This is a genomic window from Methanococcoides orientis, assembly GCF_021184045.1.
GTDB classification, from domain to species: domain Archaea; phylum Halobacteriota; class Methanosarcinia; order Methanosarcinales; family Methanosarcinaceae; genus Methanococcoides; species Methanococcoides orientis.
In genome coordinates this window covers 2,154,429-2,179,581 of the sequence record NZ_CP073710.1, presented here as the reverse complement: position 1 = coordinate 2,179,581, position 25,153 = coordinate 2,154,429, and the positions used below count along the sequence as shown (strand labels likewise).

Below are 25,153 nucleotides of genomic sequence, written 5' to 3'. Positions count from 1 at the left end.
TGTAATAAAGGGGAATTATTGTTAATACCACTTTATCACTATCAATAAAATTATACTGGAGAGGCACATTCTTTGAAAATCATAGCAGGACCTGCATCACAGTTGCTCGCATCACGGGTTGCAAGAGAACTAAATATGGAACCGTCACTTTGTGAGTTCAACCGTTTCCCTGATGGAGAGGTTTACACAAGAGTACTTGAAGACATAACTGATGATGTCACGATCATCCAGAGCACGCCCACTGATTCTGACCTTATTTCCCTGTTGCAGTTGATAGATGCATGCGAAGATGCACCTACCATCACTGTGGTAATACCCTACATGGGCTACGCCAGACAGGACAGGATATTCAAATCCGGAGAAGCCATCAGTGCACGTGCCATTGCCCGCACCATCAAAGCGGACAGGGTCATCACCGTAAATATTCACGAAAAGAGCGTACTTGAACATTTCAGTGCCGATTCTTTCGATCTTGATGCATCCCACCTTCTGGGTAACTACATCAGGTCACTTAATCTGGAAAACCCCTTGATCGTTTCCCCTGATGCTGGTGCTATTGCACTTGCAGAAAGTGCATCCGAAGATGTTGGCATCGAGTACGACTATCTTGAGAAGACAAGACTTTCCGGAGATACGGTTACCATCAAGACAAAGAACATCGATGTTACAGGCAGAGATGTAATACTGATCGATGATATGATCGCAACCGGCGGGACCATGGCAGAATCAATCAAACTGCTACGTAGCCAGGGTGCAAAGGACGTGTACATTGCATGCGTACACCCGGTGCTCACCAAAAACGGTGTCCTGAGACTTTACAATGCAGGCGTACATGAGGTCATTGCGACCGACACGCTGGAAAAAGCACAAAGTCACATCAGTGTTGCACCTCTTATTGCAGATTTCCTGAAGAAATTATAAAAAGACAACAGACCCGGAGTGGTTTTTACATGGTGTTACCCGAAATATGCCCATTGGACAACGAATTAGAATGCAAGGGAAAGAACTGCCACCTATTCCATGTGGATTGGAGGACAGGCGAGGAGAACTGCACCATCGGATACAGTTCAACTCACAAACAAGGCAACCATTCAGACATCGTGTCCGACACCTATGCCGAAGAAACCCGCATGCGCCTTGGATATAAACCGGAACCATTCCCGGAAAGGAAATATGAAAGGGAACCTGTACAGCCAGTTGTCAGAACTGAAATGGAAGAAACGATCCCTTTCAAACCTGTGATCGAGGAAGAAATTGTGATGGAAACCGAACACACAACGGTTATCCACTCACATGAAAACGTCGTGGCAGAACAGGCAGATGAGGGAGTAAATGATATTTCTGAAAAGGAAGATCATGCAGAAAAAAGCAAACTTGACAAAATGATGAATCTTGATGACCTTCCTGAAGATTATGAGAAGGAATTCTGGAATTGAAGTTTGCGAATAACTTTAACTCACATCGTATAGCAGAGAAGTAAATATTTTATTTTACTCTCAGCTTCTTTCTACTTTTTAACATTTTTATAACCAAACGCCCATATTATATAATAAGAAAACATCTTTTAAGCCAGATGCAAAACGAACTGGTCAGTGACATCTACGAGACACTTCTCGGGATGATCGGGCATCTTCAATGGTGGCCGGCTGACACGCCTTTTGAGGTTGTTATCGGAACAATACTGACACAACAGACAAAATGGACAAATGTTGAGAAAGCAATAGATGCTCTCAAAAGTTCCGACCTCATAGAGCCTGAGAAACTGGCAAATACAGATGTGGAACATATTGAAGAGCTTGTTCGATGCTGTGGTTTCTATCGCCAGAAGGCAAAACGCCTGAAAGACATTGCAGAGTTCTTTGCTACAGAAGGAATGGCTAACATATTCCAGTTACCCACGGATGAACTGAGAGAACTTATGCTTTCCCTGAACGGTGTGGGAAACGAAACGGCAGATAGTATTGTCCTCTATGCTGCAGATAAGCCGAAGTTCGTTATAGATGCCTACACCACCCGCATCATGAAATGTATCGGGATCGAAGGCAACTATATGCAACTTCAAAAGCTGTTCGAGACAGAACTTCCATCAGATGTAACACTATACAAGGAATACCATGCTTTGATAGTAGAATATGCCAAGAACTACTGTGGAAAGAAACAATGTGATGATTGTGTTCTCTTGCATACCTTCAAAGACAAAGAGGTAAAGAATGGATAAACGAACATATCTCCAGATATATGAAAATGTGAATGGACCGGAAAACATCGATGATCTGGCGATGAAGTTCAATGAGCCTGCAGGAGTTATTGCTGCAATACTCAATCAAAAGATAGTATCTAAGGTCAAGAGGAAGATGCACAATCTCCAGAGCAAGAGCAGGAACTATCTCTACTTATGGAACAAAGGCATAAGCATCATTGTACTGGCAAAGGACAACGAAGTTCCGGCTACCCTCATGGCTTCAGTGATCATCAAGGAGCTTGGTTACTCTAAGAAGTATGTCCTGAAACATCTCGATTCACTTGAAGATAAGCGCCTGGCAAGAGAGATAAGCGAAGCGATAAATGAGGACCATTTCTTTTCCCCTGAAGCACATAAAGCCCAGTCTATCCGGGGCCAAATGGGAGAAGAAATTATTGAAAAATGGCTTAACTACAAGGAACTTGGTTTCAGCACTGAAGAGGACCTGAGGGAAATGGGAATGCAAAAGACCCCGGATTTCCTGCTGGATGAGCCAATCTACGTTGATGATGTGGAAATTCTTTGGATCGAGAGCAAAGCAATGTTCGGGGATGAAAGAGAACATGCCCATTATCTTAAAAAACAGTTCCAGTACTACGAAAGGGATTATGGTACAGGAATGGTAATATATTGGTATGGCCACCTTGATAGCATCACAATGGATGGGAATATCATACGTGACCACAGTTTTTACAGGGATTCTACCCCTGAGATCAATATGGACATTGAAGAACTCTTAAATTCGAGCATTTAAGCCATATTATTTTCAAAACTCATTTTTTCTTCAGAGGTGCCATGATGCTCATTGTGTGAACATGGTAGATCTCTTCATCTTCATAAGCCACAGCTCCTTCTGTAATTGAACCATGGGTGCCCATCACCTCAAGCATGCTACCTACCTCATCAAGGAAAGGTTCGCGCATATTGCTCATTTCAAAGATATCGATCAGAGCACTTATAGAGTTCTTTTGTGGTGTAGCTGTAATACGGGTCATTATAGTAAACTTTGTTTAGGTACTATTAATATCTGCCGAAATAGGAAATTGAGGATATTTTTACAAAAACATCCTTTCAAAGCATCATACCTGCCATATTTATCAGGAAACCTGCCAGCAGTGCCAGGGAAATAGTGAACATTGCGATAACACCGGTATCTTTCCAGCCAAGTTCATGTTTTAGTATTGCAATGGTTGCAACACATGGAATGTAGATCGTTGTTATGACCGCGAAGGAGTACATCTGCAGCGGGGTCAGCACCTGTGCAAAGTTTGCAGTACCAGCAAGCACCGCCAGTATTTGCAATGCCATTTCCTTTCGGAGTATACCAAAGATAAGAGCAGTTGCTGCAAATGCAGGCAATCCAAATACGCCCACAGATACAGGCTCGACCGCATTCTGGAATATGTCAAGTACACCTACCGCATCAAGCAGTCCAAGCAGTGCACTGCCTGCCACCAGCAATGGGAACGCCACATAAACGAACTCTCGTACACGCAACCATGTCTTCTGCAAAGTAGCCCTCTGGTCAGGTCTGCGCAATGGTGCCATCTCCATTATCAAGCCGGTCTTTTCACCTGAAAGCCCTTTGCCAAGGACCCAGCCAGTACCGAAGATTATCACAAGTTCGAGTACATATATTGAAATTGCTGCCCAGTACCCTACAAACGTTCCTACAAGTCCCAGAATGATCACGGTCCTTGCAGAGCATGGCGTCAGTGCTATCAGTACCGATGCAATCCTTCTCTCACGCATGGTATTAAGAGCCCTTGTGGACATGATCGCAGGCACATTGCATCCTAAGCCAAGGATCAATGGAATGACAGCCCTGCCATGAAGACCCACCTTGTGGGTCCAGTTATCCAGAAGGAAGGAAGCTCTTGTAAGGTATCCCGAATCCTCGAACAATGAGAGGATGATGTAGAACACTGCAATATACGGAATTGCGATGGCAAACCCGGCCTCAATTCCCAGAAGGGAATAGATAATAACGTTCCTGAAAATAGGAGATGAACCTGTAAGCATCTCCTCAACAGGGAAGATAAGGTAGGTTTCGAACAGGGACACGATCCCCTCCTCAAGGAAACCACCCAGTGTAAAAACAACAAAGAACGTAACTAAAATAGCAATGATAAGACCGGTTATCCCCACATACTCAGAGGTCAGGATAGAATCGATCTTTTCCTTGAACGTGATCTTGTGCTCGACCTGCGTCGTAACCCGATCAACAATGTATCCTGATTCTCCATACAGATCGCGTGCAATGGTATCCGATATCTGCATCCCATGAGCTTTTTCGATATCTTCTGTAATAGATCCGGAAGTAGCAAGCAAAAGGTCGCCATCATGGGGACGGCAACTCAGTTTAACGAACTCTTCATCCCTTTCAAGCGCCCTGACCTTGATCCCATAACCGATCTCAGGGAAATCTGTATCCAGTTTTTCAATGGCACGAAGGATGTGATTGTCATAATGTACCCTGCGTCTTTTCCCAGTTGAAAGGTCCTCTTCAAGAGCTGAAAGAACAACATCATCAAGTCCAAGGCCTTTGGTAGCAACTGTTGGGATCACAGGAACTCCCAGATAATCTGAAAGCTTCTCAACGTCGATCTCGATACCCATCTCTTTTGCGGAATCCATCTGGTTTAAAGCCACTACCATTGGGATATCCAGTTCCAAAAGCTGTAATGTAAGGTAGAGATTCCTTTCAAGCCGGGTAGCATCTACCACATTGATGATAACATCAGGATATTCCCTCAAAAGATACCTTTTTGAGACCTTCTCATCTTCCGTGGAAGCTCCCAGGGAGTATATTCCAGGCAGATCCACAACGTCCACTTTCTTGGAACCTGCATTGATACTTCCATGTGTAAGTTCCACCGTGGTTCCCGGATAATTCGCAACGACCACACCAATGCCTGTAAGGCGTGAAAAGAAGGCACTTTTACCCACGCTCGGATTGCCCACAAAGGCCATGGTAACATCATATTTGGAAGAAATAGAACTTTCAGTAACAGTCTCAGAACCGGATTTAATTTCTACCACTTCCGCGTGGATACCTCTTTCTTGAACCCAGACGTACAAAGATCTTCTTGGCGATCTCATTTCCAAGAGCTATCTCTGTTCCACGTGTCAGGATAGAGGTCGAGCCCTGCTTCTGCTTACGCTTGACGTCCACACTTTCCCCGGTTATGAGCCCAAGGCATGTCAGACGTTCTTTGGAAGAATCAGGTAAGGTCATCATGACCACTGTACCACTGTCGCCTTCCTTGAGATCGGACAATGCAACATAGTTCTCTTTGAAAAGGCAGCATTCATCCTCATCAACGGGATTGCAGTCAATGTTATTACTTCCCATGAACCTGCACATGCTTTCTACAACAATGTCAGATACTGCATGTTCAAGGCCACATGACTCGTTATGTGAGACCTCTGGATCGATCTCCAGGACATCCGAAAGGAACTTCTCGATCACATGATGCTTTCGCTTTAATTTTTTCGCCTGCAACAGACCGGCATTGGTCAGCCGGACACCATGATATGGCTGGTGATCAACTACTCCTTCATCGGTAAGCTTTTGCACCATTTCGGAAACTGCGGCCTGCGATACGCCAAGCTCATCAGCTATATCTTTATTCTTAACAGAAAGTTCGCCGTTATTACTAAGTGAGAGTATCGTTTCAAGATATTCTTCAATGCGATCTGCAGTCATTTTCGTTCACACAATAATGTAATGAGTGGCTATAATCCATGATTTGGATATATAAATTTTGGTTCGGCATGCCGAAAATCATTCGGATTTTACAACCATCCCATACCCCATCATATCACAAATACCATTGCAACAACAACAGTAGTCCACAAGCCATTTTCATCCCCCTGGGCACACTGGCAATAGTGAGTGGTATCAAATATGTGACCACTTGCCTTATAGACCTGCTCGCGCTCTTCCCATGCAGAGTCTGCATCGAACTCAACTCCCAATGTTGTAGCAAGCATGGTTGCTGCTAGGTCTTCGGCATAGATTCCTGCGGTCCTCTCATCCTCTCCAAAAGAATGATGCTCGGAAATGTAACCGTAATCTTTGCTCTTGACAGGAACAGCATTCCCGATGGCTGCTGCGATCTGACGTCTTGGTTCATCCGTCTGGTTTTTTGCCATGACGCAGTAAACGATCTGACCGGGCTTGAGATCAGCAAGACCTTCATCTTTTAAAACAACATCACAGTTTGGAGGCAGTATGCTCGAAACCGTTACAAGATTGAACTTCTCGATCCCACCGTCCCTTAATGCAAGCTCAAATGAAGCCAGCTTGTCCTTATGGACACCGGTACCTTTTACCACAAACGCTTTTTTCGGGATCATAGAGAGCCTATTAAAGAGAAAGATAAATATGTTTCGATAGACAGACTGCAAGAAAGCAGACCAACATTTATATATGATTTCGGGATTCCATCACCCCCATACTTAACGGTGATCTTTAATGGTAAAAGTGAAGGACCTAAAATGGAAACAGGATATGCGAGTGTCAGAGCTTGTCGATTCCTACGAACACATCGGATTCCAGAGCGTTGAGCTCCAGCGGGCATCCGAAGTAATAGTTAAGATGAAAAAGGATTCTGCAAAGGTATTCCTGACATTTACCTCGAACATGGTCACCTCAGGCCTGAGAGGGTTCTTTGCCCAGCTTATCGAACTGGGAATTGCCGATGTGATCGTTACCACTGTCGGCGGTCTTGAAGAGGACATAATGAAGGCCACCGGAGAGGATTTCCAGATTGGATCGTTCCAAACAGATGATGTGGAACTGCACGAAAAAGGCATTAACCGTGTGGGAAACCTGCTTATCAAAAATGAGAGCTACATGAACTTCGAGAGCCTCATCGAGAGGATCCTCAAGAAACTTTACGAAAAACAAAAGCACTGGGCGGTTTCCGAGATGCTGCGTGAGATCGGACTGATGCTCGATGACGAGAATTCCATCCTTTACCAGGCAGCAAAGAACGACGTACCGATATTCTGCCCGGCCATCACCGACGGTGCATTCGGTTTCCACTTATACCTGTTCCAGCAGGACCATCCTGATTTCATGGTAGATGTTGTCAAGGACTTCGGTAACATATTGTTCGCAAGCAGCTTCGATGACCGCAAAGGTGTCATCGCACTGGGCGGATCCATATCAAAACACCATGCCATCCTGAGCACACTCCTCAACGGAGGTGCCGAATACGCAGTATATATGACAACTGCTCACCGCACCTCGGGAAGCATGTCCGGTGCCAACACCAACGAAGCGAAGTCATGGGGGAAGGTCAAGGACGAGAGCGATGTCGCCACGGTCATTGGAGACGTGAGCATCACATTCCCGCTTGCCATGATACATGCACTTGATGAGCTTGCAGAGGACGGTCTGCTGGAAAGCCTGAAAAGGAACAATGAGGACAGAGGAGCGAACACATGAGCAGCCCGACCGTCCCATCACCAAAATTCACATTATCAAAAAAAGTAGTCCTTGAGCAATACAAAAAGGTCCGGGAAGTCGTGGACATCCCCGCCTTCAGCTCTAAGACAAACCCAAGGGTCAGCCCGATGATCGAGGAGAACACCGACGGGTTCCTTAGCGTGCACATGATCAACGAACTCAAGCACTTAAAGGACATGTCAAGGGTACTTTTCCTTGCACAGGGCTGGACCTCCGAGATCGTAGAAGACCTCTATGAGAGAGGCATTCGCTCCTTTGCAGTTGACAATGAGTTCGACCTGGACGTCCTGCTCTCGACCATCGAGCCCACCGACTGGAAGATCACACTTCTGCTCCGCCTGAAGCTCAAGGAGCATTCCCTGAGGACCGAGAGGTATTTCGTTTTCGGAATGACATCCGATGTCATCAACGAAAGGGTGGCACAGCTCAAGGACGATCCCCACATCGAACAGCTTGGAGTACATTTCCACAGGAAGACACAGAACGTCAACGAGTGGAAGATCCAGCAGGACATCGAGGATGTGCTGTCAGAAGAAACGCTTGAGGCCATCGACATCCTCAACATCGGAGGAGGCCTGCCATCAGAATATGCCAATACCAACGTCGATGTCATCGGAGGAATTTTCAGGCGTCTTACCGAGCTTCGGGAATGGCTTCATGAGAAAGAGATTCAGCTTATGATAGAGCCGGGAAGGTTCATTTCAGCACCTGCCGGGAAGCTCATCACCTATATCACAGGCGTCTATGACAACAACATCATTGTGAACGCTTCCGTCTACAACAGTGACATGGATGCGATCCTCGTACCTGTGAAACTGAGAGTTGAAGGCGAAGTTGGAAACAATGCCGGCAAACCTTACGTCATCAAGGGCAGTACGCCATGCTCAATGGACCTGTTCAGGTACCGTGTGTACCTTAAGGACGAACCGAAGATCGGTGATGAGATCGTGTTCATCAATGCAGGAGCTTACAATTTTACTTCGAACTTCTGCGACCTGGAAGAGATCCCTACAGAAATAATAGAATGAGGAACAGCTTTTCAGAACCTTAATTGTTCAAACCGATCATCTACGAATACAATTGTGACCACTGCGGTGGTCTACTATCCTTTTTTACATCAGGTTGCTGCATCGTGACAGCAAGATCTTCGGCAAAAGGAAACATGTTATATATAAAAGAGAACATGCAGATATTCCTCAGATCCAAAGATAGATCATGAGATTTCAACACTTATACTGATCAGATAATACACATGGTGATAATCAATGGCAGAGATCAAACACTGGGCAGAGGTCGTTGCTGACGAAGCCCTGGAAAATGGGAAAAAGCATAAGATATCCACAGGGATCACCCCCTCCGGCCACATACATATCGGAAACATGAGAGAGGTCGTTACCGCAGATGCAGCATACAGGACGCTTGTGGAAAAAGGCGCTGAGGCCGAATTCATCTACATGGCTGACAACTTCGACCCGCTTCGAAAGGTCTATCCTTTCCTTCCGGAAAGCTATGCAGAACATGTCGGAAAACCAATTTCCGAGATCCCATGTCCCTGCGGTGAATGTGACAACTATGCAGAGCACTTCCTCAAGCCTTTCCTTGAAGGCCTTGAAAAGCTCGGCATCTACCCGGAGGTTTACCGTGCAGACCAGCTTTACAAGAGCGGCAGGTTCGTCGAGGCCATCAAGACAGCACTTATCAAGAGAGATGATATCGCAAAGATCCTCAAGGAAGTATCAGGAAAGGATGTTCTGCCTGAGTGGAGCCCGTTCAACCCGATCTGCCAGGAATGTGGAAAGATCAACACAGCCATAGTCACCGGATTCGATGCGGATGCAGAGACAGTTGAATATGATTGTTCATGTGGTCACAAGGGAACAGTACCAATGGCAGGAGGCGGAAAGCTTACCTGGCGTGTGGACTGGCCTGCAAAATGGAAGATGATGAATGTTACAGTCGAACCATTCGGAAAGGACCATGCTTCCAGAGGCGGTTCCTATGACACAGGAAAGAGAATCGTTCGCGAGATATTCGACCACGAGCCACCACAACCAATCGTCTATGAGTGGATCATGCTGGGACAGAAAGGTGCAATGTCATCATCCACCGGTGTAGTCGTCTCAATTTCCGATATGCTCAAGGTCGTACCGCCTGAGGTACTGCGCTATCTTATCATGCGCACAAAACCTGAAAAACACATCAAGTTCGACCCCGCACAACCACTGCTCACACTTGTGGACGAGTACGAGCGTCTCAATGCCAAGGATGATCTGGAAGGTCTCGACAAACGTGTGCTGGAGCTCTCCCATGCAAAGGGTATCTGCCACACGGATATCCCGTTCAAGCACATGACCACCATCTCCCAGGTAGCACATGGTGACTTTGAGAAGATCATGAAGATCGTGGAACGTGCAGGATACGATACAACCAACGAGAAATGTATCAGGGAACTGACAAACAATGTCTCCAACTGGCTTGAGATGTATGCACCACCATTCGCAAAGTTCAGCGTAAAGGATGAACTTCCTGAGCAGACCGCAACGCTCACTGATGTGCAGCAGGCATTCCTCGGAGCATTATCTGAGATCATTGAAGCCAGCGGCGAACTTACAGGTGAGGATTATCACAACCTTGTCTATTCCTCAAAGGAAGCAGGGTCTGACCTCCACCTTAAGATCGTTGAAAAGCTTGGCGTAGCCGAAGATGAGCTGGAGATCAATCCTAAGGAGATGTTCAAGGCAATCTACACCTCAGTGCTTGGCCAGCAGTCAGGACCAAAAGCAGGATGGTTCCTGTCTTCAATCGACCAGGACTTCCTTGCAAAACGCTTCAGTGAAGCATCAACATACAGACCATAAGAGCATGACACAAGGACCGGCATCCACCTCTCATTTTTCAGCATGGGACAGGGAATATGCCCATGTCAGATGGGGCGGAGCAGCACCGATCGAACCGATCCGCTCCCGCATCCCTGACGGATGCCGTATCCTTGATGCAGGCTCGGGGAAAGGTCGCCACCTTCTCCCCTTATCTAATTTTTACGATTGCACAGGCATCGATGTATCTCCCACAGCACTAAAAGCTTCAAGGGAATATCTTGCAAAACGTGAACGTGAAGCACACCATGCAGTATCCTCAATAACAGACCTTCCTTTTGCAGACAACAGCTTTGAGGGAGTCGTTTGTTTCGGAGTATTACAGCACCTCCTGGAAAATGAGCGTGAAAAGGCAGTATCAGAATTCAAGCGAGTATTGAAACCTGGAGGTACCATCTTCCTGGAAGTATTCGGGATAAAGGATATGCGATATGGAGGAGATGCCATTGAACCCCACACATTTGTACGCCAGAGTGGGATAATCTACCACTATTTTACAAAAGAAGAAGTTGAGCACCTATTCCGGGACTTCGGGATGCTGGACATCAATGATGTAATTACGGAAAAAAAGTTCAAGGGCGAGTCACACACCCGCCATATGGTCAACGGAACTATCCAGCTGGTATCAGAAGAAGATACCGAGATATGCTAAAAGCACTATCAGAACTGCTCCGATCACTCCTGTGAATGCACAGACCAGTATCACAACCCATGAAAAAGCAATGTTTAGACCCAGTGCAAAGTTGGCGATCAGAAGGAGAATCACACCCAATACGGTGTTCACTACCATGTTCTTGACAGTCTTCAGCACCTTGTACAGAAGAAGAGCTATTATGATAGCCACCAGTACTACTATAATTTCCATTACCATGTTTATCTATTGAAAATAGATGTCAACGATATTTAACAGTTACTTCAAAAAGATGAAAGGAATTCACGAAGGATAACTTCGAGGTCCTCATTACCAGAATACTCTTTCACAGTAACGTTGCAATTGGTATTCCCCAGTATCATGGCAGAGACGTTAGAATCCGGTTTATGGACACAGAGAATAGGAATAGCCTTGTTGATAGCGGAACATACCTCATAACCAACGCCTGTGGAAGCGAGGCTGACCTCTGCGATCATGCATTCACTTGTCCTTAGAAAACCCATGTCACGTTCGTAGATCTGGCTCTCGCTCATGAGTGACTCCGTCGCCTCGACCCCATCGTGAGCTACATGCCAGCTCAAGACCTCATGACCGTTATTGCGAAGATACCCGCAAATGAACTGGTATGTGGGAAGCATCTGCCTTCCCCCACGAATGGAACCAGAAAGGAAGATCTTCATAGAACTCCCCTCATGTAATGGCCTGAAGTATAGCCATCAGTAATGTCCTTGCATTTGCCAGCCTTCTTCTTACCATCCAGAGCAACACGATATCGTTGTGTGACCTTTTTCACCTTCGAAGCATCCATGGTCCTTGCCTCGATCCTCACCGCTGCTACACCTGCCTTGACAAGTTTGCCAATGCTCTCGATCATGCACAGCTCTTTTGAGTTCAGCACATGCATCCTGCAGTCGTTGTCCATGAGAAGCGGGAAACAATACTCCTTCTCATCGTAGAGCTCGAACTCCCCATCCTCGCACGGACAGGAACAGCCAGCCCCTGTACTGAACAGGTCACCGAGCATACAGTAACGTGATTCCATGACCTCCTGCCTTCCGTGAACAATGCACTCCACAGAGCCACATTGTGCGACATCCTCTACCTGGGACAATGACATTTCCGGGGACAATACCACCGAATCTGCACCAAGCTGCTTTATGGATGCATATGAATTTATATTGAACACATTCATTGGACTATCAGCGACCACATTCATACCTGCTTCTTTTGCAAGCCTGAATGTACCGTAGTTAGAGACCACTGCACCATCAAAACCAAGCTCCTTTGCAAATTTGAGTGTTTCCTGCACATGCCCCATATCTTCATCCGATACGATCTTCGGGGTGTTCACATAGATCTTCCGACCCTCACTTCTGCACTTCTCGAAGGCTTCCTTCATGTCCAGAGGTTCGCGACCCCTGAAAACTTCCCCTCCGATATAGATTACATCTGCTCCGCCATCAATAGCACCCTCAAGTCTCCTGGAATCATCTACACTTACAACCAGCAGGGCCTTATACGGATGCACTTCCTCACAGACAACATCAGGAGTATTACAGCTTCCTTTGGGGTTACGTCGCCCTTTTTCTATCCTTGCAGCTTCCAGCTGGGAAACTGCCATGTTCCTGATATCGTTAAGTGCCCTTATGGGGATGAATACATCTCCAGTAACAGTCACATCCATACCTACCGGCTCAAAAACAGAATTACCCAGTTTTGAGAACTGCTGGATGACCTGCTCCTGGGTTGTCGGTTTCTTCTGGGCGACCTCAACGACATAATCAGAATCCACAGACACCGCATTGCCATCAGCATCCACCATTTCCAGCTGCAATACTGAACCTGCAGCGACCTCTGACCGGAGCTTCACAGGCACTTTTCGAATCGGCTTTGGAGATATGAATGTCTTTTTCAGTGAGTCCATTAAGGACCGGTCCATGGTCCTGTAGATAAAACTCCCGGAACGAACCTGTTCAAAGAACGGGATCTCAACGACATCGCCTTCTGTAGCGGAATCAACTTCTTTGCCGTCCAGGACAATGCGGGTGATATTCTCACCTGCATTTTCCAACCCTTCAGCACCGATACCGTCGCCCAATTCCAGTTCTGTGGAAAGCTCTACTATGATCCTCCTGTCATCGCCGTTATAGCCCACAACAGTACCTGCGACCACACCGCGATTATATGGTTGCTCGCGGCTCATCATACCTGTCCTTGATGTACCTTCAAGATAAACGTCAGTGAATTCCCTGTTGAAAAGCTGTTCAAGTACAAGGGACTCCTCCGGAGATACAAAATACGAATCCGGATCAGCCATGTAGCGATCGATCAAACGCCTGTATGTGCTCACGACACCTGCCACATATTCAGGCCTTTTCATCCTGCCTTCTATCTTGAAGGAATCCACACCTGCTTCGATCAGATGTGGCACCATTTCTGTTGTGTTAAGATCTTTGGGACTCAATAGATAAGGCCCATCGGTATCGATCAGCTCACCGTCCTTTTCCAGTTCGTACATCTTCCTGCAGGGCTGGGCACAATGCCCACGATTACCGCTCCTGCCTCCGATCATACTGCTAAGAAGACATTGGCCTGAATAGGAGATGCAAAGTGCTCCATGAACAAAGGTTTCGATCTCGATGTTGCTAGCCTGCTTTACTGCCTTGATCTCTTCAAGGGACATTTCCCTTGCAAGCACAACCCTTTTGACACCGAGATCCTCAAGAAAACGTACACCTTCACTATTATGAATGGTCATCTGGGTGCTTGCATGTATCGGAAGTTCGGGAACGACCTCTTTTGCAAGAGAAAGCAACCCGATATCCTGGACAATGACAGCATCTGCACCGTATTCGCTCAGAGAACACAGCATTTTTGCAGCTCTTCCGATCTCCTCATCCTTGACCAAAGTATTTACCGTAACAAAGACTCTGACACCGCGAAGATGTGCAATATCGATAGCTTCCTGTATCTCTTCAAGGGTGAAATTGCCGGCATAAGCCCTTGCACCCAGGGTCTTCGCACCAAGATAGACAGCATCTGCGCCGTTTTCCACAGCAGCTATGAAGGATTCCCAGTTGCCTGCAGGAGCCAGAAGTTCAGGTTTTTTAATCATTGTATTAGCAGTCATGTCTGATGAAGTTCCAATAATAGTGACCTATATAATTGCTATCAAACAGCTGAACATATATAAGCATGATTCAACGTGGCAAAAGAAGAAAAAGTGAGAAAATCTCACTCATTTATTCACAAAAATTTCTGCAGAATCAGGGAATTACTGAAAAATACAGATAAATGCTCAAAGGGTTATCCAACAAGCCCCTACTTTGTCAAAAATTAACATGCCCCTGTAATTATGTATATAGTTAAATAATATAACTTGAAATGTCAGGACATGAATAAAATATTATTAGTATTATTATTTATAGTGATATTATCTACAAATGCAATTGCTGATGAAAATAACAATTCTGAATTTGATACCCTGCAGCAATACCATTACGATACTGACGGTGATAAACTATACACTTCACAGGATGAAGTCGTTACTAATTATCTTATAAATGATCAATCTACTTCCAGCAAGGAAGAACTATTTAATGCAAAATACGGTGAAAATTGGCTAGTTTCAACAGACAAAGACTCAAACCTGCCAAATAGAATGATCGGAGGCAGCATAGAACTTCTTCCATCAGATCAGGAAAATGATCAATTCTCACCTACATCTTTTATTCAAACTGAACAGATTACAGAATCTTTGGTCAGGAACTTCATTGTTGAAAACGAACAGATATTCGGTCTTGCCTCCTCTGAGATCGAGTTAGTAAAAGAAGATCATGACACATCCCTATATGAAAGAAAGAACGGAATTAGCAATATCGTATATCAGCAGTCATATGAGGGAATTCCTGTATACTCCTCAAGAGTGGGAATCACAGTTAATGATGGGAAGGTCGTAGCTGTGGATTCAAACAATTTTCAGGACATAACAGCACCAACAAAACCCACAATTACCGAGGCTGAAGCACTTTCCATAATAAGTGATGATCTCGGGATCGAGGTCACAGGTCCTTCCATACCATTGAGTTCGACCTCGCTCAGTGAAATGTCCGGAAAGTCCACCCCACAGACAAAAACTATCAAAACAAAGGACATATCACTGGTAATCTATCCGGTGGAGATAGAAGATGCCAATAAGTACCATCTTGTGTATATGGTCGATCTGTCTACCATTAAAGAGCCTTTAAGATCATGGACATATTTTGTAGATGCAACCACCGGAAATGTATTACACAAATATGATAAGATCTTTTCATACAGCATTGAAGGCAACGTAACAGGAAGGATATATCAGGAATACCCCTCGCAGGATCCAGTTGATGTGCCTTTCTGGAACCAGACAATATCATTAATCATTGGAGATCCGAAGAGGGTGCTCTATTCAGGGCGTGGAGACTACCTGGAAAATTCTGCAATAACAATTGAACCCATTGACCTTACCGGTGCAGTCAATTCCAAACTTAATTTCAGCACAAAGTATGAGATTGAATACAATTATGATTATGCATATGTGATCATTTCAGAAGATGGAAATAATTTCACCAATCTTGCAAATTATACAGGATATCAGACCTCATGGACAGATAAATCCATAGACATATCAGACTGGGATGGGAAACAGGCATGGATCGGATTCTTGTATGATACTGATCTTGGTGTTTCTAAAAACGGATTTTATGCAGACAACATTACAGTGACCAGTGATAGTGGAATGGTATTCTCAGATGATCTTGAGGATTTAAATGGGAACTGGAACCTAAGTGGATTCAGTGTTCAAGCTGAGACATTATCCTCCCCCTTAACAACAACTGACAAAAATGGATATTACAACATCACGGACCTGAGCGAGAACGCAACCATATATTCAGAGCTTAGTGGTCCCTATGTGAAGGTTGTCAACGAGGATCAGGAAGATGCCTCCATTGAATTTGATCTGACCGCACCAATATATGACTGGAACTGGGCTGATATGGATACATCCGACAAGAGAGAGGAGTCAAATGTTTTCTACCATGTCAATGTGATCCACGACTACTTCACAAAAGGCAGCCCCTTTGACATAAATTCCATGGACTACCAGACCATTGCAACCGTGGAGTATGGGTCATCTAGTGGGAATGCAATGTCAGATGGGACGGACATATATTTCTATGGAGGGAACGAATACTATGAGTCTTTCGCCATCCTTAGCGATGTTATATACCATGAGTACACACACTGCGTTGTCGATCATATCTATACAACATATCTGCCTTATAGGGATGAATCGGGTGCCCTCAATGAAGGATGGGCGGATTATTTTGGGTCTACGATCAACAATGATCCCATTAACTCAGAAGAATTCTGTGTTGGTGACACAGAAGGCATCACAAATCTCAATAACAACAATAAATATCCTTCTGATATCATGGGAGAGGTTCATTATGATGGCCTTATAGTATCAGGTGCCATGTGGGATATGAGGGTGGCTCTGGGTGCTGAACTTGCAGACGAACTGATAATCAGAGCCATGAAGCTCGAACCTCAGAACTTCCAGGAATTTCTTGAAGCTATATTGATAGTCGATGATGACAACGGCGACTTGAGCGATGGAACTCCACATATCAACGAGATAATCCAGGCTTTTTATGTAAACCACGGAATCTATACCCCAGTGTTCTTTGATGCATTATCAGAACATCTAATTTCAAATGGACAAATCGTTGAAGAAATGCATGAACTCAGGAGCCCCGTGTTTAGCGGCACTGACCTTGATGATATTATTGGTCAACAAGATACGGATTTCTTAGAACTGTCTGCAGTAGATTTCCCTGGATTCTACTATGATATTGATGATAATATATCAACAGAAACTTTGAGAATTTACGGCGGATCATTTGTCTCAGACAGGACAATTGGACAAGGAGGTCTTGTCTATACAACAACAATCCAAGAAGTCGAATTCATGGGTTATTCTAGTGAGTATCCATTGTTGATATTATTTGGTGAAGAGTATGTTCCATTGAATAATACACCAGATAAGCTTACAAAACTGCTTGCGGACAACGACGATGCGCATACCTTAAGAACCGGGCAGTTACTTGAACTTCAAGAGGGATATGCAATCACTCCAAGGCAGATTGATGTTGATGGTGAAAAGGTCTGGCTCGAGTTGACCAAGAATGGGACGTTCGTGGATGACACTATTATTAATGCAAGCTTTAGTCAACCTACGTCAGACAGGACCTGGTATTGCATGCAGGACATGTCTGGTGAGGAGGATGTTGTTACCTTGATGATCCATGTGAGTACAGTATATGGGCAGGATGATCCTTGTGTAATTTTGGACGATATCTGGCAGATATCTGACCAGGTAACAGAAATTAATGCAGATGATAAATACGGTCAGATGGTTGTGTCTTCTGTCAATGATACTGCACTCACAATGGAACTTGATGAGGATATAGTTCTGGATGCCGGCAGTACTAATAATTTAATGGATAACTTTGAATTACAGGTTGCAGACGATCCTTCATTGAGGTTCTACTTAAAGAAGAAGCAAACTGAATCAGGTATCTATGAAGTACGTGGAACAGTTATTGATTCACCGTCTTCAGATAAAACTTATACATGGAATGCAAATTCATTTGCTGGCTTCTGGTATGATCTTGATAATAATGCTACATCCGAAGTGCTGACTGTTCACGGAGTAGATAACATGGATAGAATGCTAGATGCTGATATAGGAGAGCTTATCTATAATACTACCATAGTCCCGGGCATTCAACCACAATTCGACTTCAGGATGGAATCTGATCCATTAATGGATTTTACATATGAAAAGATTGGATTTTTGGGTGAAGAGTATGTTCCAATCACCAATGCATCTATCCTTACCAAACTTATAATCGATGATAATAGCATTAATATAATCGGAATTGGTGATTCACTAAATCTCGGAGAAGGGTATGTGGTCACTCCAAAGGAAATCGATGTTAATGGTGAAAATGTCTGGCTCGAGTTGACCAGGAATGGTACGTTCGTTGATGACACAATTATTAATGCAAATACGTCAGATAAGACATGGTATTACGAGCAGGATATGCTAAATGAGAGTGATATTCTTACATTGATGCTCCATGTAGATGAGGTTAATCAGTCAGGCAATTTCATAATTATTGATGGTGTCTGGCAATTGTCTGAAGAAGTTATAGAAATTAATGTGGATGACAGATTTGGAAGGTTAGCCGTTTCTTCTGTTGATGACCAAACGATAACAATGGAATTATCTGGATATCTATACTTATCAAGTGGCAAAAGCTTGTATCTAACAGAAAATATTGCATTGAGAATTGCAGACAATAGTTCAAATTTAAGATTTTATCCATTTACAGAATCCACCTATGTAAAACCAAACGTAGCGCCTATTGCAACAATTGGCTCGATTGCAATGGGTGGAAGCCCTGAAGGTGTGACAGTAATATTCAATGGATCCGGAACAGATTCAGATGGTACAATTGTAGCCTACAACTGGACTTCCAGTCTTGACGGTCAGTTGAACACTTCTGCTAATTTCAGCACGTCCAGTCTTTCAGTCGGTACACACACCATTTACTTCAGTGTACAGGATAACGATGGTGCATGGTCTGAAGAAGTGTCAACTGCGTTGAAAATTACTGATATTGACGAGAATAAATCCCCTGGTAGCAAATCCACTAGTAGCGGTGGTGGTGGCGGTGCTACCGGTGAAGCTTTTGAGAACATTCTTGTGAAAGATGCTGCAGCTTCTAATGTGGTTGCAGGAAAGTTATCCAGATACGAATTCAATGAAGAAAAATGCCACATCGGTTATGTTCAGTTTAAGGGAGTAGACAATGCAGGTCAGATCAGCACACTTATTGAGGTCTTAAAAGATACTTCAAAGCTTGTAGATTCACAGGCTCCGGGCATCGTATATCAGAACATGAACATCTGGGTCGGTAATGCTGCATTTGGTGATGATAAGATAGAAGATGCTGTAATAGGCTTCAGGGTAAGTAAGCAATGGCTCTCAGAAAATAGTATTGACGTATCCGGTATTTCATTATACCATTATAGTGAGGAGGAATGGAACCAGCTTTCCACAACCAAGGTCGATGAAGATGGAGCATACATTTACTTTGAGGCGAAAACCCCCGGATTCTCACCATTTGCTATTGCAGCGGACATGCATTCTGAAGCTTTAACAGGCAATACCACCTCAGCAGAAGAGCAACTCAGTACTGTTAATAGCACTGAACCCTCAGGAGAAGAGCTTCCTGCAAGTGAATCAAAAGGTATCCCAGGATTTACTATGCTCGCATCTGTGTTTATTTTGGAATTTGTCTGTCTGTTCCGGAAAAGGAAGAACTGAGATTCTTCCTTTATCTTCTTTATTTTTTAGATCTTTAAGCTATAATGAGACTTTTTGAACAAATCCGTAGAAATAAAAACTGGATGGAACCAAAAGACTCCATCTCAAAGATCAGTCAGTACAAATGCATGGGTTCTTCCCGCATGTAGGACATACAAGCGGATACTTTTCCAGGAATGCTTCCTCTAGATTGATATCAAAGAGGTTTGCCAGAGCGCCTATCCAGGCAAAACAATCTGCAAGCTCTTCCCTCAGGTTCTCCATGTCCTCCCTGCGAACTGCCTCTGCCAGTTCCCCGATCTCCTCGACCAGCCAGAGAGTGGTGGCAGCAGCTCCTCTGCGTTTATCATTGTGTGCGTACAGGTCATACATCAGTTTCTGGAATTCTGATATCTCCATATTGTCAGCTCCTTAAATGTTATCAGGATAAAATGCGATCAAAGCCTGACAGGTATGTCCTTTTTCCTCAGTGCTTCTTTCACATCACGCACAGTGAACTCCCCAAAGTGGAAGATACTGGCAGCAAGTCCGGCATCGGCCTTACCATCAATGAAACCTCCATACATGTGCTCAGGTTTCCCGACGCCGCCGGAAGCAATGATAGGGATCTCCAGCTCTTCTGAAAGCTTTCTTGTGATCGGGATATCAAAACCATCATAAGTGCCGTCGCGGTCCATACTTGTCAGCAAGATCTCGCCGGAACCAAGCTCTTCTACCTTCTTCGCCCACTGGACAGCATCAAGGCCTGTGGGTTTGCGACCACCATAGATCACAACTTCATACCATACAGGAGTTCCGTCCTCAAGCTCGAGAACTGTTTTGTCCTGATTGTTCTCAACATCCGGATTGCGTTTGCAGTCGATAGCTGTCACAATACACTGGGAACCAAATATATCAGAAGCCTCTTTGATAAGCTGAGGGTTCTTCACCGCAGAAGTGTTGATGGATACCTTATCTGCACCTGCACGCAGTATCTGCCTGACATCCTCAACAGAATTTATCCCCCCACCAACTGTCAGGGGGATGAAGACCTCGTTAGCAGTACGCTCGATCACATCTATCATTGTTGAGCGTCCTTCATGGGATGCTGTAATGTCAAGGAAAACAAGTTCATCCGCACCCTGCTCATTATAGCGTTTAGCAAGGTCCACAGGATCGCCGGCTTTTTTGAGATCTACAAACTCAACACCTTTGACAACGGTGCCACCTTCTGAATCAAGGGTGACATCAAGACACGGGATAATCCTCTTTGTAAGCATAGTTTAGGTAATGAATGTCCTCTAATTAAATGTTGTTGAAGGATGAGAGTATATGTTCAAAAGGACCTGTAACCATCGTCACTCTGAACGGCATATTTAAACGCTATGAGCCACATAAAAAACGGCTAATGTATTTAAAGCGTATTGCTCTTGCAATCCTGATAGTCCTTTTTTTAACAGGCATATCCTCCGCTGCAGATGAATTCCAGTATGAGGAGATCTGGGTGCATCAGGGGGTCTTTGATCTTGCAACAGGAGACAGAGCACCCGCAGAAAAATACACCGTCAAGCTCCACGAGATCAATGAAGAGGAAGACGGTTTTTCCGCTACATTACTTCTATATGTCAACGGGGAATTTCAGAAGAGCTTCTTTGCAGATGATTCGCTTAATAATGAGTTCGTCTATGACAAGGACCTCACGGTAAGAACACTTTCAATTGACAGAACAAAGGTTACTCTCGAACTGTACCTTCATGAATACGAACTTGTATGGATACCGACTGAGAGCCGGAAACTTGCAGTCGAAGATACGGCACAGGTAGACAATGCCATCATCAAATTGCTCAATGTTAGCGATACCATTGCCACAATAGAAGTTACAATTGATGGAAAAAAGTATGTTGATGAGTACGAAACAAATGCCTACAAAAAGTATTCCGATGACATATTATTAAGGGTCAGATACATCGACAGGGACAGAAAGGAGATAAATTTACAGCCATACCAGCCTGGCGAACCGGACTTCAAAATAGAGATCAACGCCCTTGGAGCTCAGTATTCCCCGAACATACCTGCTTCTTTTGAGATATACCTGAAGAACACAGGAACGATCCCTGCAAGGGGTCTAACCATCACTGCATCTGCCAGTGACGGACAACTTGATCCGGTAAGCTACGAGCTTGCAATGCTTGATACATTGAAGATCCACAAGATACCCGTCAATCTCACATTACCCGAAACACCGGAAAAAGAGAACATAGTGATCGATGTGAACGTTGACGGTTATGACTACAGGGGAAACAACTACAAAAATTCCACCACAGCACAGACCATTGTGAAACCGTACATCTCTATTGAAAAAACAATTGATACCAATCTTCTGACAGAAGAGGACAAAACTAAAAGAAAGATCATCGTCGAGATGGTGCTCTACAACAATGCAAGTATTGGACATGAAGTTAACATACATGATCCGATACCTTCAACTTTCATGCCCATAAGAATTGAATCAGCGGACTGGACAGTATTCATTGGTGCCGGAAGATCAGAGAATATACGATACAAGGCATTGCCTACAGTCGCCGGGACATATGAACTGGAACCTGCAATTGCAAGCTGGTACTCGCAAGGGGAAACTTATGGCGTTGTATCGGATGGCGCTGCAGTGACCATCGATGTTGAAGGAGCATTACTGGAGATCGAAAAAGATGTTAGCCTCAGTGATATTTACATAGGAGAAGAGGTAGACGTAACAGTAACTATCACAAATATCGGCTTGATCGATGTTGAAGTCTCTTTAACGGATGACATTCCCGCAGGATTCAAATTTATTAGCGGAGAGAAAAGCTGGGAAGGCTCACTTGAAGCAGGAGATAAAAAACGTCTCACCTATACGATGCTTGCACAGGAAGAAGGCATCATAGACCTGCCACCTGCAATGGTTTACTACACCGATGAAGATGATATTCAGGGCACATTCAGATCGAACGTTGAGAAGCTTTATGTTTACTCACTTGAACCAGCTGAAATGAACATGGAAAGTGAGAACATCAAAAACGAGTATGAGCCCCTCTCAAGAGGAGGACATGCCAGCTTCCTGTTATCCGCATTTGCCACGATAGCAGGTGTTCTTTCCATAGTCCCGCTTATTGCATATTTTTATATACGCAGGTCGCATTGAATAGCTGTAAAAGGTTGCAGTAAGCGCATAACATAAAATTTATCAGAAACTAAAGGAGGATCTGGAACGGACATTGTTGGAATAGGCACAGCAGTATTGGTATTCGCACTGTTCGCCGCTATTGTGCTGTATCTGCTTGTCAACTACTCTTCTTTAATGGCAGCCATCGTCCTGCTTTTAGTCCCTTTGGTCACCATTGTTGCCATGCCTGAAACTGCAAACTCATTTCTGGCATATGAACATGCAAGGCTTGCCGGAGGACTTGTTCCCATCAACAACTATCACCTGTTGCTTTTCGTCTGGTCCAGTATCATAGGGATCATACTCTATACAGAGTTCCTTACGTGGTACCTTTCAAAGAACAAGAGATCGATAAAATAAGAAATTAATGAAAATAAAAGACTGAAATAAAAGGTTAATAAAATAATAGGATGAGCTTTCACTCATCCAGCCTGTAGTAATATTCACCCTGTGCTTTCTGTTCCCTGTCCAGACGGGAACCCTGTTTGTTCACCCTTGGACGTGCTGTATCCTCATCCCTTCTGAATGTAATATTAAGGTCTGAAAGGAACTTGTTCATACCATCCTGCATGCTCGATGGACGATGTGCCTTACCGTAAACAGCAGGCTCACCTTCAAATACGATCAGCCTTTCGCTGAGCATGTCGATCATGTAGATGTCATGGTCTACAACCAGAGCGGTCTTACCGTTGTTCTCAGCAAATCTCTTGATGGCCTTTGTGGCAAGGGAACGCTGTTCCACATCAAGGTGTGCACTTGGCTCGTCAAGGATGTACAGGTCAGCATCCCTTGAGAGACATGCAGCAATGGCCACCCTCTGCAACTCACCACCACTGAGATCATTGAGCATTTTCTCAAAGAGAGGTTCAAGCTGGAGTGGCTTGACAACTTCTGCCTGATAGTAACTTGTATCGAACCTGCGGGTAATGCTCCTGAGGAACATCTGCACCTGCATCGTGTCTTCACCTTTGATATACTGTGGCTTGTAGGAGATGGAAACATCAATGTCCATCTCGCCCTCATCAGGCTCGATCTCCCCTGCAAGAATCTGGACAAAGGTGGATTTACCAATACCATTCGGACCTACGATACCGATAACTTCTCCCTGTTTAAGGGAGCCGGCATCTGTCTCCAGTGAGAAGGTATCACCGTATTTCTTGGAGAATGCACTGTAATCCACAAGTGAGGCAATGTCTGTTTCCACACGCGGAGGGTGGACCTCGAAAGTAATGGCATCCGGACGGATACGGACGTTCTCTTCAGGAAGGAAACCCTTAAGGTACTGATTGATAGCTACACGCACACCTTTTGGATGGGTCACTACACCGTACCCGCCAGGCACACCATAGGCTACCTGAACAACATCCGAAAGCATATCCAGTATAGCAAGATCGTGCTCCACAACAAGAACTGCCTTTTCGGCTGAAAGTTCCTGTATAAGCTTTGAAGAGTTTATTCGCTGGTAAATATCCAGATATGGACTGATCTCATCAAAGAAGTAGAAGTCAGCATCCCTTGCGGCACAGGCTGCAATGGCAACTCTCTGCAGTTCACCACCACTGAGGTCTCCGATATTGCGGTTGATTATAGGAGCAAGATCGAGCCTTTCAACAAGCTCATCCAGTACACCGCGCTCATCAGTACCTTCCAGTAGATCACGGGTCTTACCATTGAAAGCCTTCGGGATCATATCCACATACTGTGGTTTCTGGGATACCTTGATCTTGCCATCGATGACATCCTTGAAATAATCATGCATAGCAGTCCCGGAATAGTGTTCCAGAACCTTATCCCAGTCGTTGTTATCGCCACCGAAGTTAGGAACAACAGCTCCTGAAAGTATCTGCACGGAGGTACTTTTACCGATACCGTTAGGTCCGAGGATACCGGTAACCCTACCTACCTGAGGCGTGGGGAGTCCATACAGGGCAAATCCATTGGGACCATACCTGTGGGTCGGTTCGGTCAATGCTTCAGGCAGACCGATTATCATAATAGCATCAAAAGGACATTTGTTGATACAGATACCGCAACCTACACAGAGTTCCTCGGAGATGATGGCCTTGCCGTCGTCTCCAAAGACAATGGTCTCATCGCCGGTCCTGACCCTCGGACAGTATTTTTCACATTCGTGGCTGCATCGCCTTGGCTGGCATCTATCCTTGTTCAATATTGCAATTCGCATGGGACATCACTGAAGTTATTTAATGAAGTGTATAAATTAATTAAATTAATCAAACTAATTGAACTGAGCTGAAATGGCTGTGTAAATACAAAAAAAGCAGGATCATG

The 25,153-nt window shown here is 44.6% G+C and carries 21 protein-coding genes; 11 read left to right on the top strand and 10 right to left on the bottom strand.

All coding sequences use genetic code 11. From position 1 onward, the window contains the following. Nucleotides 1-72 precede the first annotated feature (72 nt). From J7W08_RS10580 to J7W08_RS10565, 4 genes are all read left to right on the top strand, one after another. Nucleotides 73-921, top strand: a complete 849-nt coding sequence (locus J7W08_RS10580) for a ribose-phosphate diphosphokinase (protein WP_048193450.1) — start codon at nt 73-75, stop codon at nt 919-921. Between the two features lie 53 nt (nt 922-974). Next, the gene (locus tag J7W08_RS10575) at nt 975-1,436 is read left to right on the top strand and encodes a hypothetical protein (protein WP_233084416.1); all 462 of its coding nucleotides are present in this window, start codon (nt 975-977) and stop codon (nt 1,434-1,436) included. A gap of 137 nt (nt 1,437-1,573) precedes the next feature. Next, nucleotides 1,574-2,218 carry an endonuclease III domain-containing protein gene (locus J7W08_RS10570; protein ID WP_233084415.1) on the top strand — a complete coding sequence of 215 codons (645 nt, stop codon included), beginning with the start codon at nt 1,574-1,576 and terminating at the stop codon, nt 2,216-2,218. Then, entirely contained in the window at nt 2,211-2,996 is a 786-nt protein-coding gene (locus tag J7W08_RS10565; RefSeq protein WP_233084414.1) for a C15orf41 family protein, read from the top strand. The genes J7W08_RS10570 and J7W08_RS10565 overlap by 8 nt, the downstream gene beginning before the upstream one ends. Before the next feature lie 19 nt (nt 2,997-3,015). Here J7W08_RS10565 and J7W08_RS10560 read toward each other — a convergent pair whose 3' ends face one another. From J7W08_RS10560 to J7W08_RS10545, 4 genes are all read right to left on the bottom strand, one after another. Further along, entirely contained in the window at nt 3,016-3,237 is a 222-nt protein-coding gene (locus tag J7W08_RS10560) for a hypothetical protein (protein ID WP_135603694.1), read from the bottom strand. 76 nt (nt 3,238-3,313) lie between these two features. Further along, nucleotides 3,314-5,284, bottom strand: coding sequence for a ferrous iron transport protein B (gene feoB / locus J7W08_RS10555; protein ID WP_310742492.1), 1,971 nt, complete (start codon nt 5,282-5,284; stop codon nt 3,314-3,316). After that, nucleotides 5,271-5,951 (bottom strand): metal-dependent transcriptional regulator, encoded by a 681-nt coding sequence (locus J7W08_RS10550; protein ID WP_233084413.1) that lies wholly within the window; start codon nt 5,949-5,951, stop codon nt 5,271-5,273. Before J7W08_RS10550 ends, feoB begins: the two co-directional genes overlap by 14 nt. A gap of 110 nt (nt 5,952-6,061) precedes the next feature. Then, nucleotides 6,062-6,604, bottom strand: coding sequence for a pyruvoyl-dependent arginine decarboxylase (locus J7W08_RS10545; protein WP_233084412.1), 543 nt, complete (start codon nt 6,602-6,604; stop codon nt 6,062-6,064). A gap of 118 nt (nt 6,605-6,722) precedes the next feature. Here J7W08_RS10545 and J7W08_RS10540 point away from each other — a divergent pair, with 118 nt between their 5' ends. From J7W08_RS10540 to J7W08_RS10525, 4 genes are all read left to right on the top strand, one after another. After that, a complete protein-coding gene (locus tag J7W08_RS10540; RefSeq protein ID WP_233084411.1) occupies nt 6,723-7,700 on the top strand; it encodes a deoxyhypusine synthase family protein in 978 nt (325 codons plus the stop codon). After that, the gene (locus J7W08_RS10535; RefSeq protein WP_233084410.1) at nt 7,697-8,749 is read left to right on the top strand and encodes a decarboxylase; all 1,053 of its coding nucleotides are present in this window, start codon (nt 7,697-7,699) and stop codon (nt 8,747-8,749) included. Before J7W08_RS10540 ends, J7W08_RS10535 begins: the two co-directional genes overlap by 4 nt. Nucleotides 8,750-8,986: 237 nt before the next feature. Next, nucleotides 8,987-10,579, top strand: coding sequence for a lysine--tRNA ligase (gene lysS, locus J7W08_RS10530; RefSeq protein ID WP_233084409.1), 1,593 nt, complete (start codon nt 8,987-8,989; stop codon nt 10,577-10,579). Nucleotides 10,580-10,583: 4 nt separating this feature from the next. Beyond that, a complete protein-coding gene (locus tag J7W08_RS10525) occupies nt 10,584-11,249 on the top strand; it encodes a class I SAM-dependent methyltransferase (protein WP_233084408.1) in 666 nt (221 codons plus the stop codon). Here J7W08_RS10525 and J7W08_RS10520 read toward each other — a convergent pair. From J7W08_RS10520 to J7W08_RS10510, 3 genes are read right to left on the bottom strand one after another with little or no spacing between them, the layout of a single operon-like run. Then, nucleotides 11,223-11,468 carry a pro-sigmaK processing inhibitor BofA family protein gene (locus J7W08_RS10520; protein ID WP_135610410.1) on the bottom strand — a complete coding sequence of 82 codons (246 nt, stop codon included), beginning with the start codon at nt 11,466-11,468 and terminating at the stop codon, nt 11,223-11,225. The two genes, J7W08_RS10525 and J7W08_RS10520, sit on opposite strands and share 27 nt — an antisense overlap. Nucleotides 11,469-11,512: 44 nt before the next feature. Beyond that, a complete protein-coding gene (locus J7W08_RS10515) occupies nt 11,513-11,929 on the bottom strand; it encodes a TIR domain-containing protein (RefSeq protein WP_233084407.1) in 417 nt (138 codons plus the stop codon). After that, nucleotides 11,926-14,379 (bottom strand): U32 family peptidase, encoded by a 2,454-nt coding sequence (locus J7W08_RS10510; protein ID WP_233084406.1) that lies wholly within the window; start codon nt 14,377-14,379, stop codon nt 11,926-11,928. The genes J7W08_RS10515 and J7W08_RS10510 overlap by 4 nt, the downstream gene beginning before the upstream one ends. Before the next feature lie 297 nt (nt 14,380-14,676). On the opposite strand from J7W08_RS10510, the gene J7W08_RS10505 reads away from it, so the two are divergent. Then, nucleotides 14,677-19,680: an MA0829/MM1976 family S-layer protein gene (locus J7W08_RS10505; protein ID WP_233084405.1), complete on the top strand. Its 5,004-nt coding sequence runs from the start codon at nt 14,677-14,679 to the stop codon at nt 19,678-19,680. A 111-nt stretch (nt 19,681-19,791) separates the two neighbouring features. On the opposite strand, the gene J7W08_RS10500 is transcribed toward J7W08_RS10505, so the two are convergent. Together J7W08_RS10500 and hisF are read right to left on the bottom strand one after the other, a co-directional pair. Beyond that, nucleotides 19,792-20,079 (bottom strand): MazG nucleotide pyrophosphohydrolase domain-containing protein, encoded by a 288-nt coding sequence (locus J7W08_RS10500; protein WP_233084404.1) that lies wholly within the window; start codon nt 20,077-20,079, stop codon nt 19,792-19,794. 38 nt (nt 20,080-20,117) lie between these two features. Beyond that, nucleotides 20,118-20,939, bottom strand: a complete 822-nt coding sequence (gene hisF, locus J7W08_RS10495) for an imidazole glycerol phosphate synthase subunit HisF (protein ID WP_233084403.1) — start codon at nt 20,937-20,939, stop codon at nt 20,118-20,120. 128 nt (nt 20,940-21,067) lie between these two features. On the opposite strand from hisF, the gene J7W08_RS10490 reads away from it, so the two are divergent. Then, on the top strand, nt 21,068-22,840 hold the full coding sequence (locus J7W08_RS10490; RefSeq protein ID WP_233084402.1) for a COG1361 family protein: 1,773 nt from the start codon (nt 21,068-21,070) through the stop codon (nt 22,838-22,840). A 96-nt stretch (nt 22,841-22,936) separates the two neighbouring features. Next, complete coding sequence (locus J7W08_RS10485; RefSeq protein ID WP_233084401.1) at nt 22,937-23,221, top strand: hypothetical protein; 285 nt, start codon at nt 22,937-22,939, stop codon at nt 23,219-23,221. A gap of 58 nt (nt 23,222-23,279) precedes the next feature. Here J7W08_RS10485 and J7W08_RS10480 read toward each other — a convergent pair whose 3' ends face one another. After that, complete coding sequence (locus tag J7W08_RS10480) at nt 23,280-25,046, bottom strand: ribosome biogenesis/translation initiation ATPase RLI (protein WP_048193433.1); 1,767 nt, start codon at nt 25,044-25,046, stop codon at nt 23,280-23,282. Nucleotides 25,047-25,153 lie beyond the last annotated feature (107 nt).

Bases quoted from the DNA above. Each gene is read 5' to 3' on its own strand.
- J7W08_RS10570 (WP_233084415.1), top strand. From the start codon at position 1,574: ATGCAAAACGAACTGGTCAGTGACATCTACGAGACACTTCTCGGGATG.
- J7W08_RS10565 (WP_233084414.1), top strand. From the start codon at position 2,211: ATGGATAAACGAACATATCTCCAGATATATGAAAATGTGAATGGACCG.
- J7W08_RS10560 (WP_135603694.1), bottom strand. From the start codon at position 3,237: ATGACCCGTATTACAGCTACACCACAAAAGAACTCTATAAGTGCTCTG.
- J7W08_RS10550 (WP_233084413.1), bottom strand. From the start codon at position 5,951: ATGACTGCAGATCGCATTGAAGAATATCTTGAAACGATACTCTCACTT.
- J7W08_RS10545 (WP_233084412.1), bottom strand. From the start codon at position 6,604: ATGATCCCGAAAAAAGCGTTTGTGGTAAAAGGTACCGGTGTCCATAAG.
- J7W08_RS10540 (WP_233084411.1), top strand. From the start codon at position 6,723: ATGGTAAAAGTGAAGGACCTAAAATGGAAACAGGATATGCGAGTGTCA.
- J7W08_RS10535 (WP_233084410.1), top strand. From the start codon at position 7,697: ATGAGCAGCCCGACCGTCCCATCACCAAAATTCACATTATCAAAAAAA.
- lysS (WP_233084409.1), top strand. From the start codon at position 8,987: ATGGCAGAGATCAAACACTGGGCAGAGGTCGTTGCTGACGAAGCCCTG.
- J7W08_RS10525 (WP_233084408.1), top strand. From the start codon at position 10,584: ATGACACAAGGACCGGCATCCACCTCTCATTTTTCAGCATGGGACAGG.
- J7W08_RS10520 (WP_135610410.1), bottom strand. From the start codon at position 11,468: ATGGTAATGGAAATTATAGTAGTACTGGTGGCTATCATAATAGCTCTT.
- J7W08_RS10515 (WP_233084407.1), bottom strand. From the start codon at position 11,929: ATGAAGATCTTCCTTTCTGGTTCCATTCGTGGGGGAAGGCAGATGCTT.
- J7W08_RS10510 (WP_233084406.1), bottom strand. From the start codon at position 14,379: ATGACTGCTAATACAATGATTAAAAAACCTGAACTTCTGGCTCCTGCA.
- J7W08_RS10500 (WP_233084404.1), bottom strand. From the start codon at position 20,079: ATGGAGATATCAGAATTCCAGAAACTGATGTATGACCTGTACGCACAC.
- hisF (WP_233084403.1), bottom strand. From the start codon at position 20,939: ATGCTTACAAAGAGGATTATCCCGTGTCTTGATGTCACCCTTGATTCA.
- J7W08_RS10490 (WP_233084402.1), top strand. From the start codon at position 21,068: ATGTATTTAAAGCGTATTGCTCTTGCAATCCTGATAGTCCTTTTTTTA.
- J7W08_RS10480 (WP_048193433.1), bottom strand. From the start codon at position 25,046: ATGCGAATTGCAATATTGAACAAGGATAGATGCCAGCCAAGGCGATGC.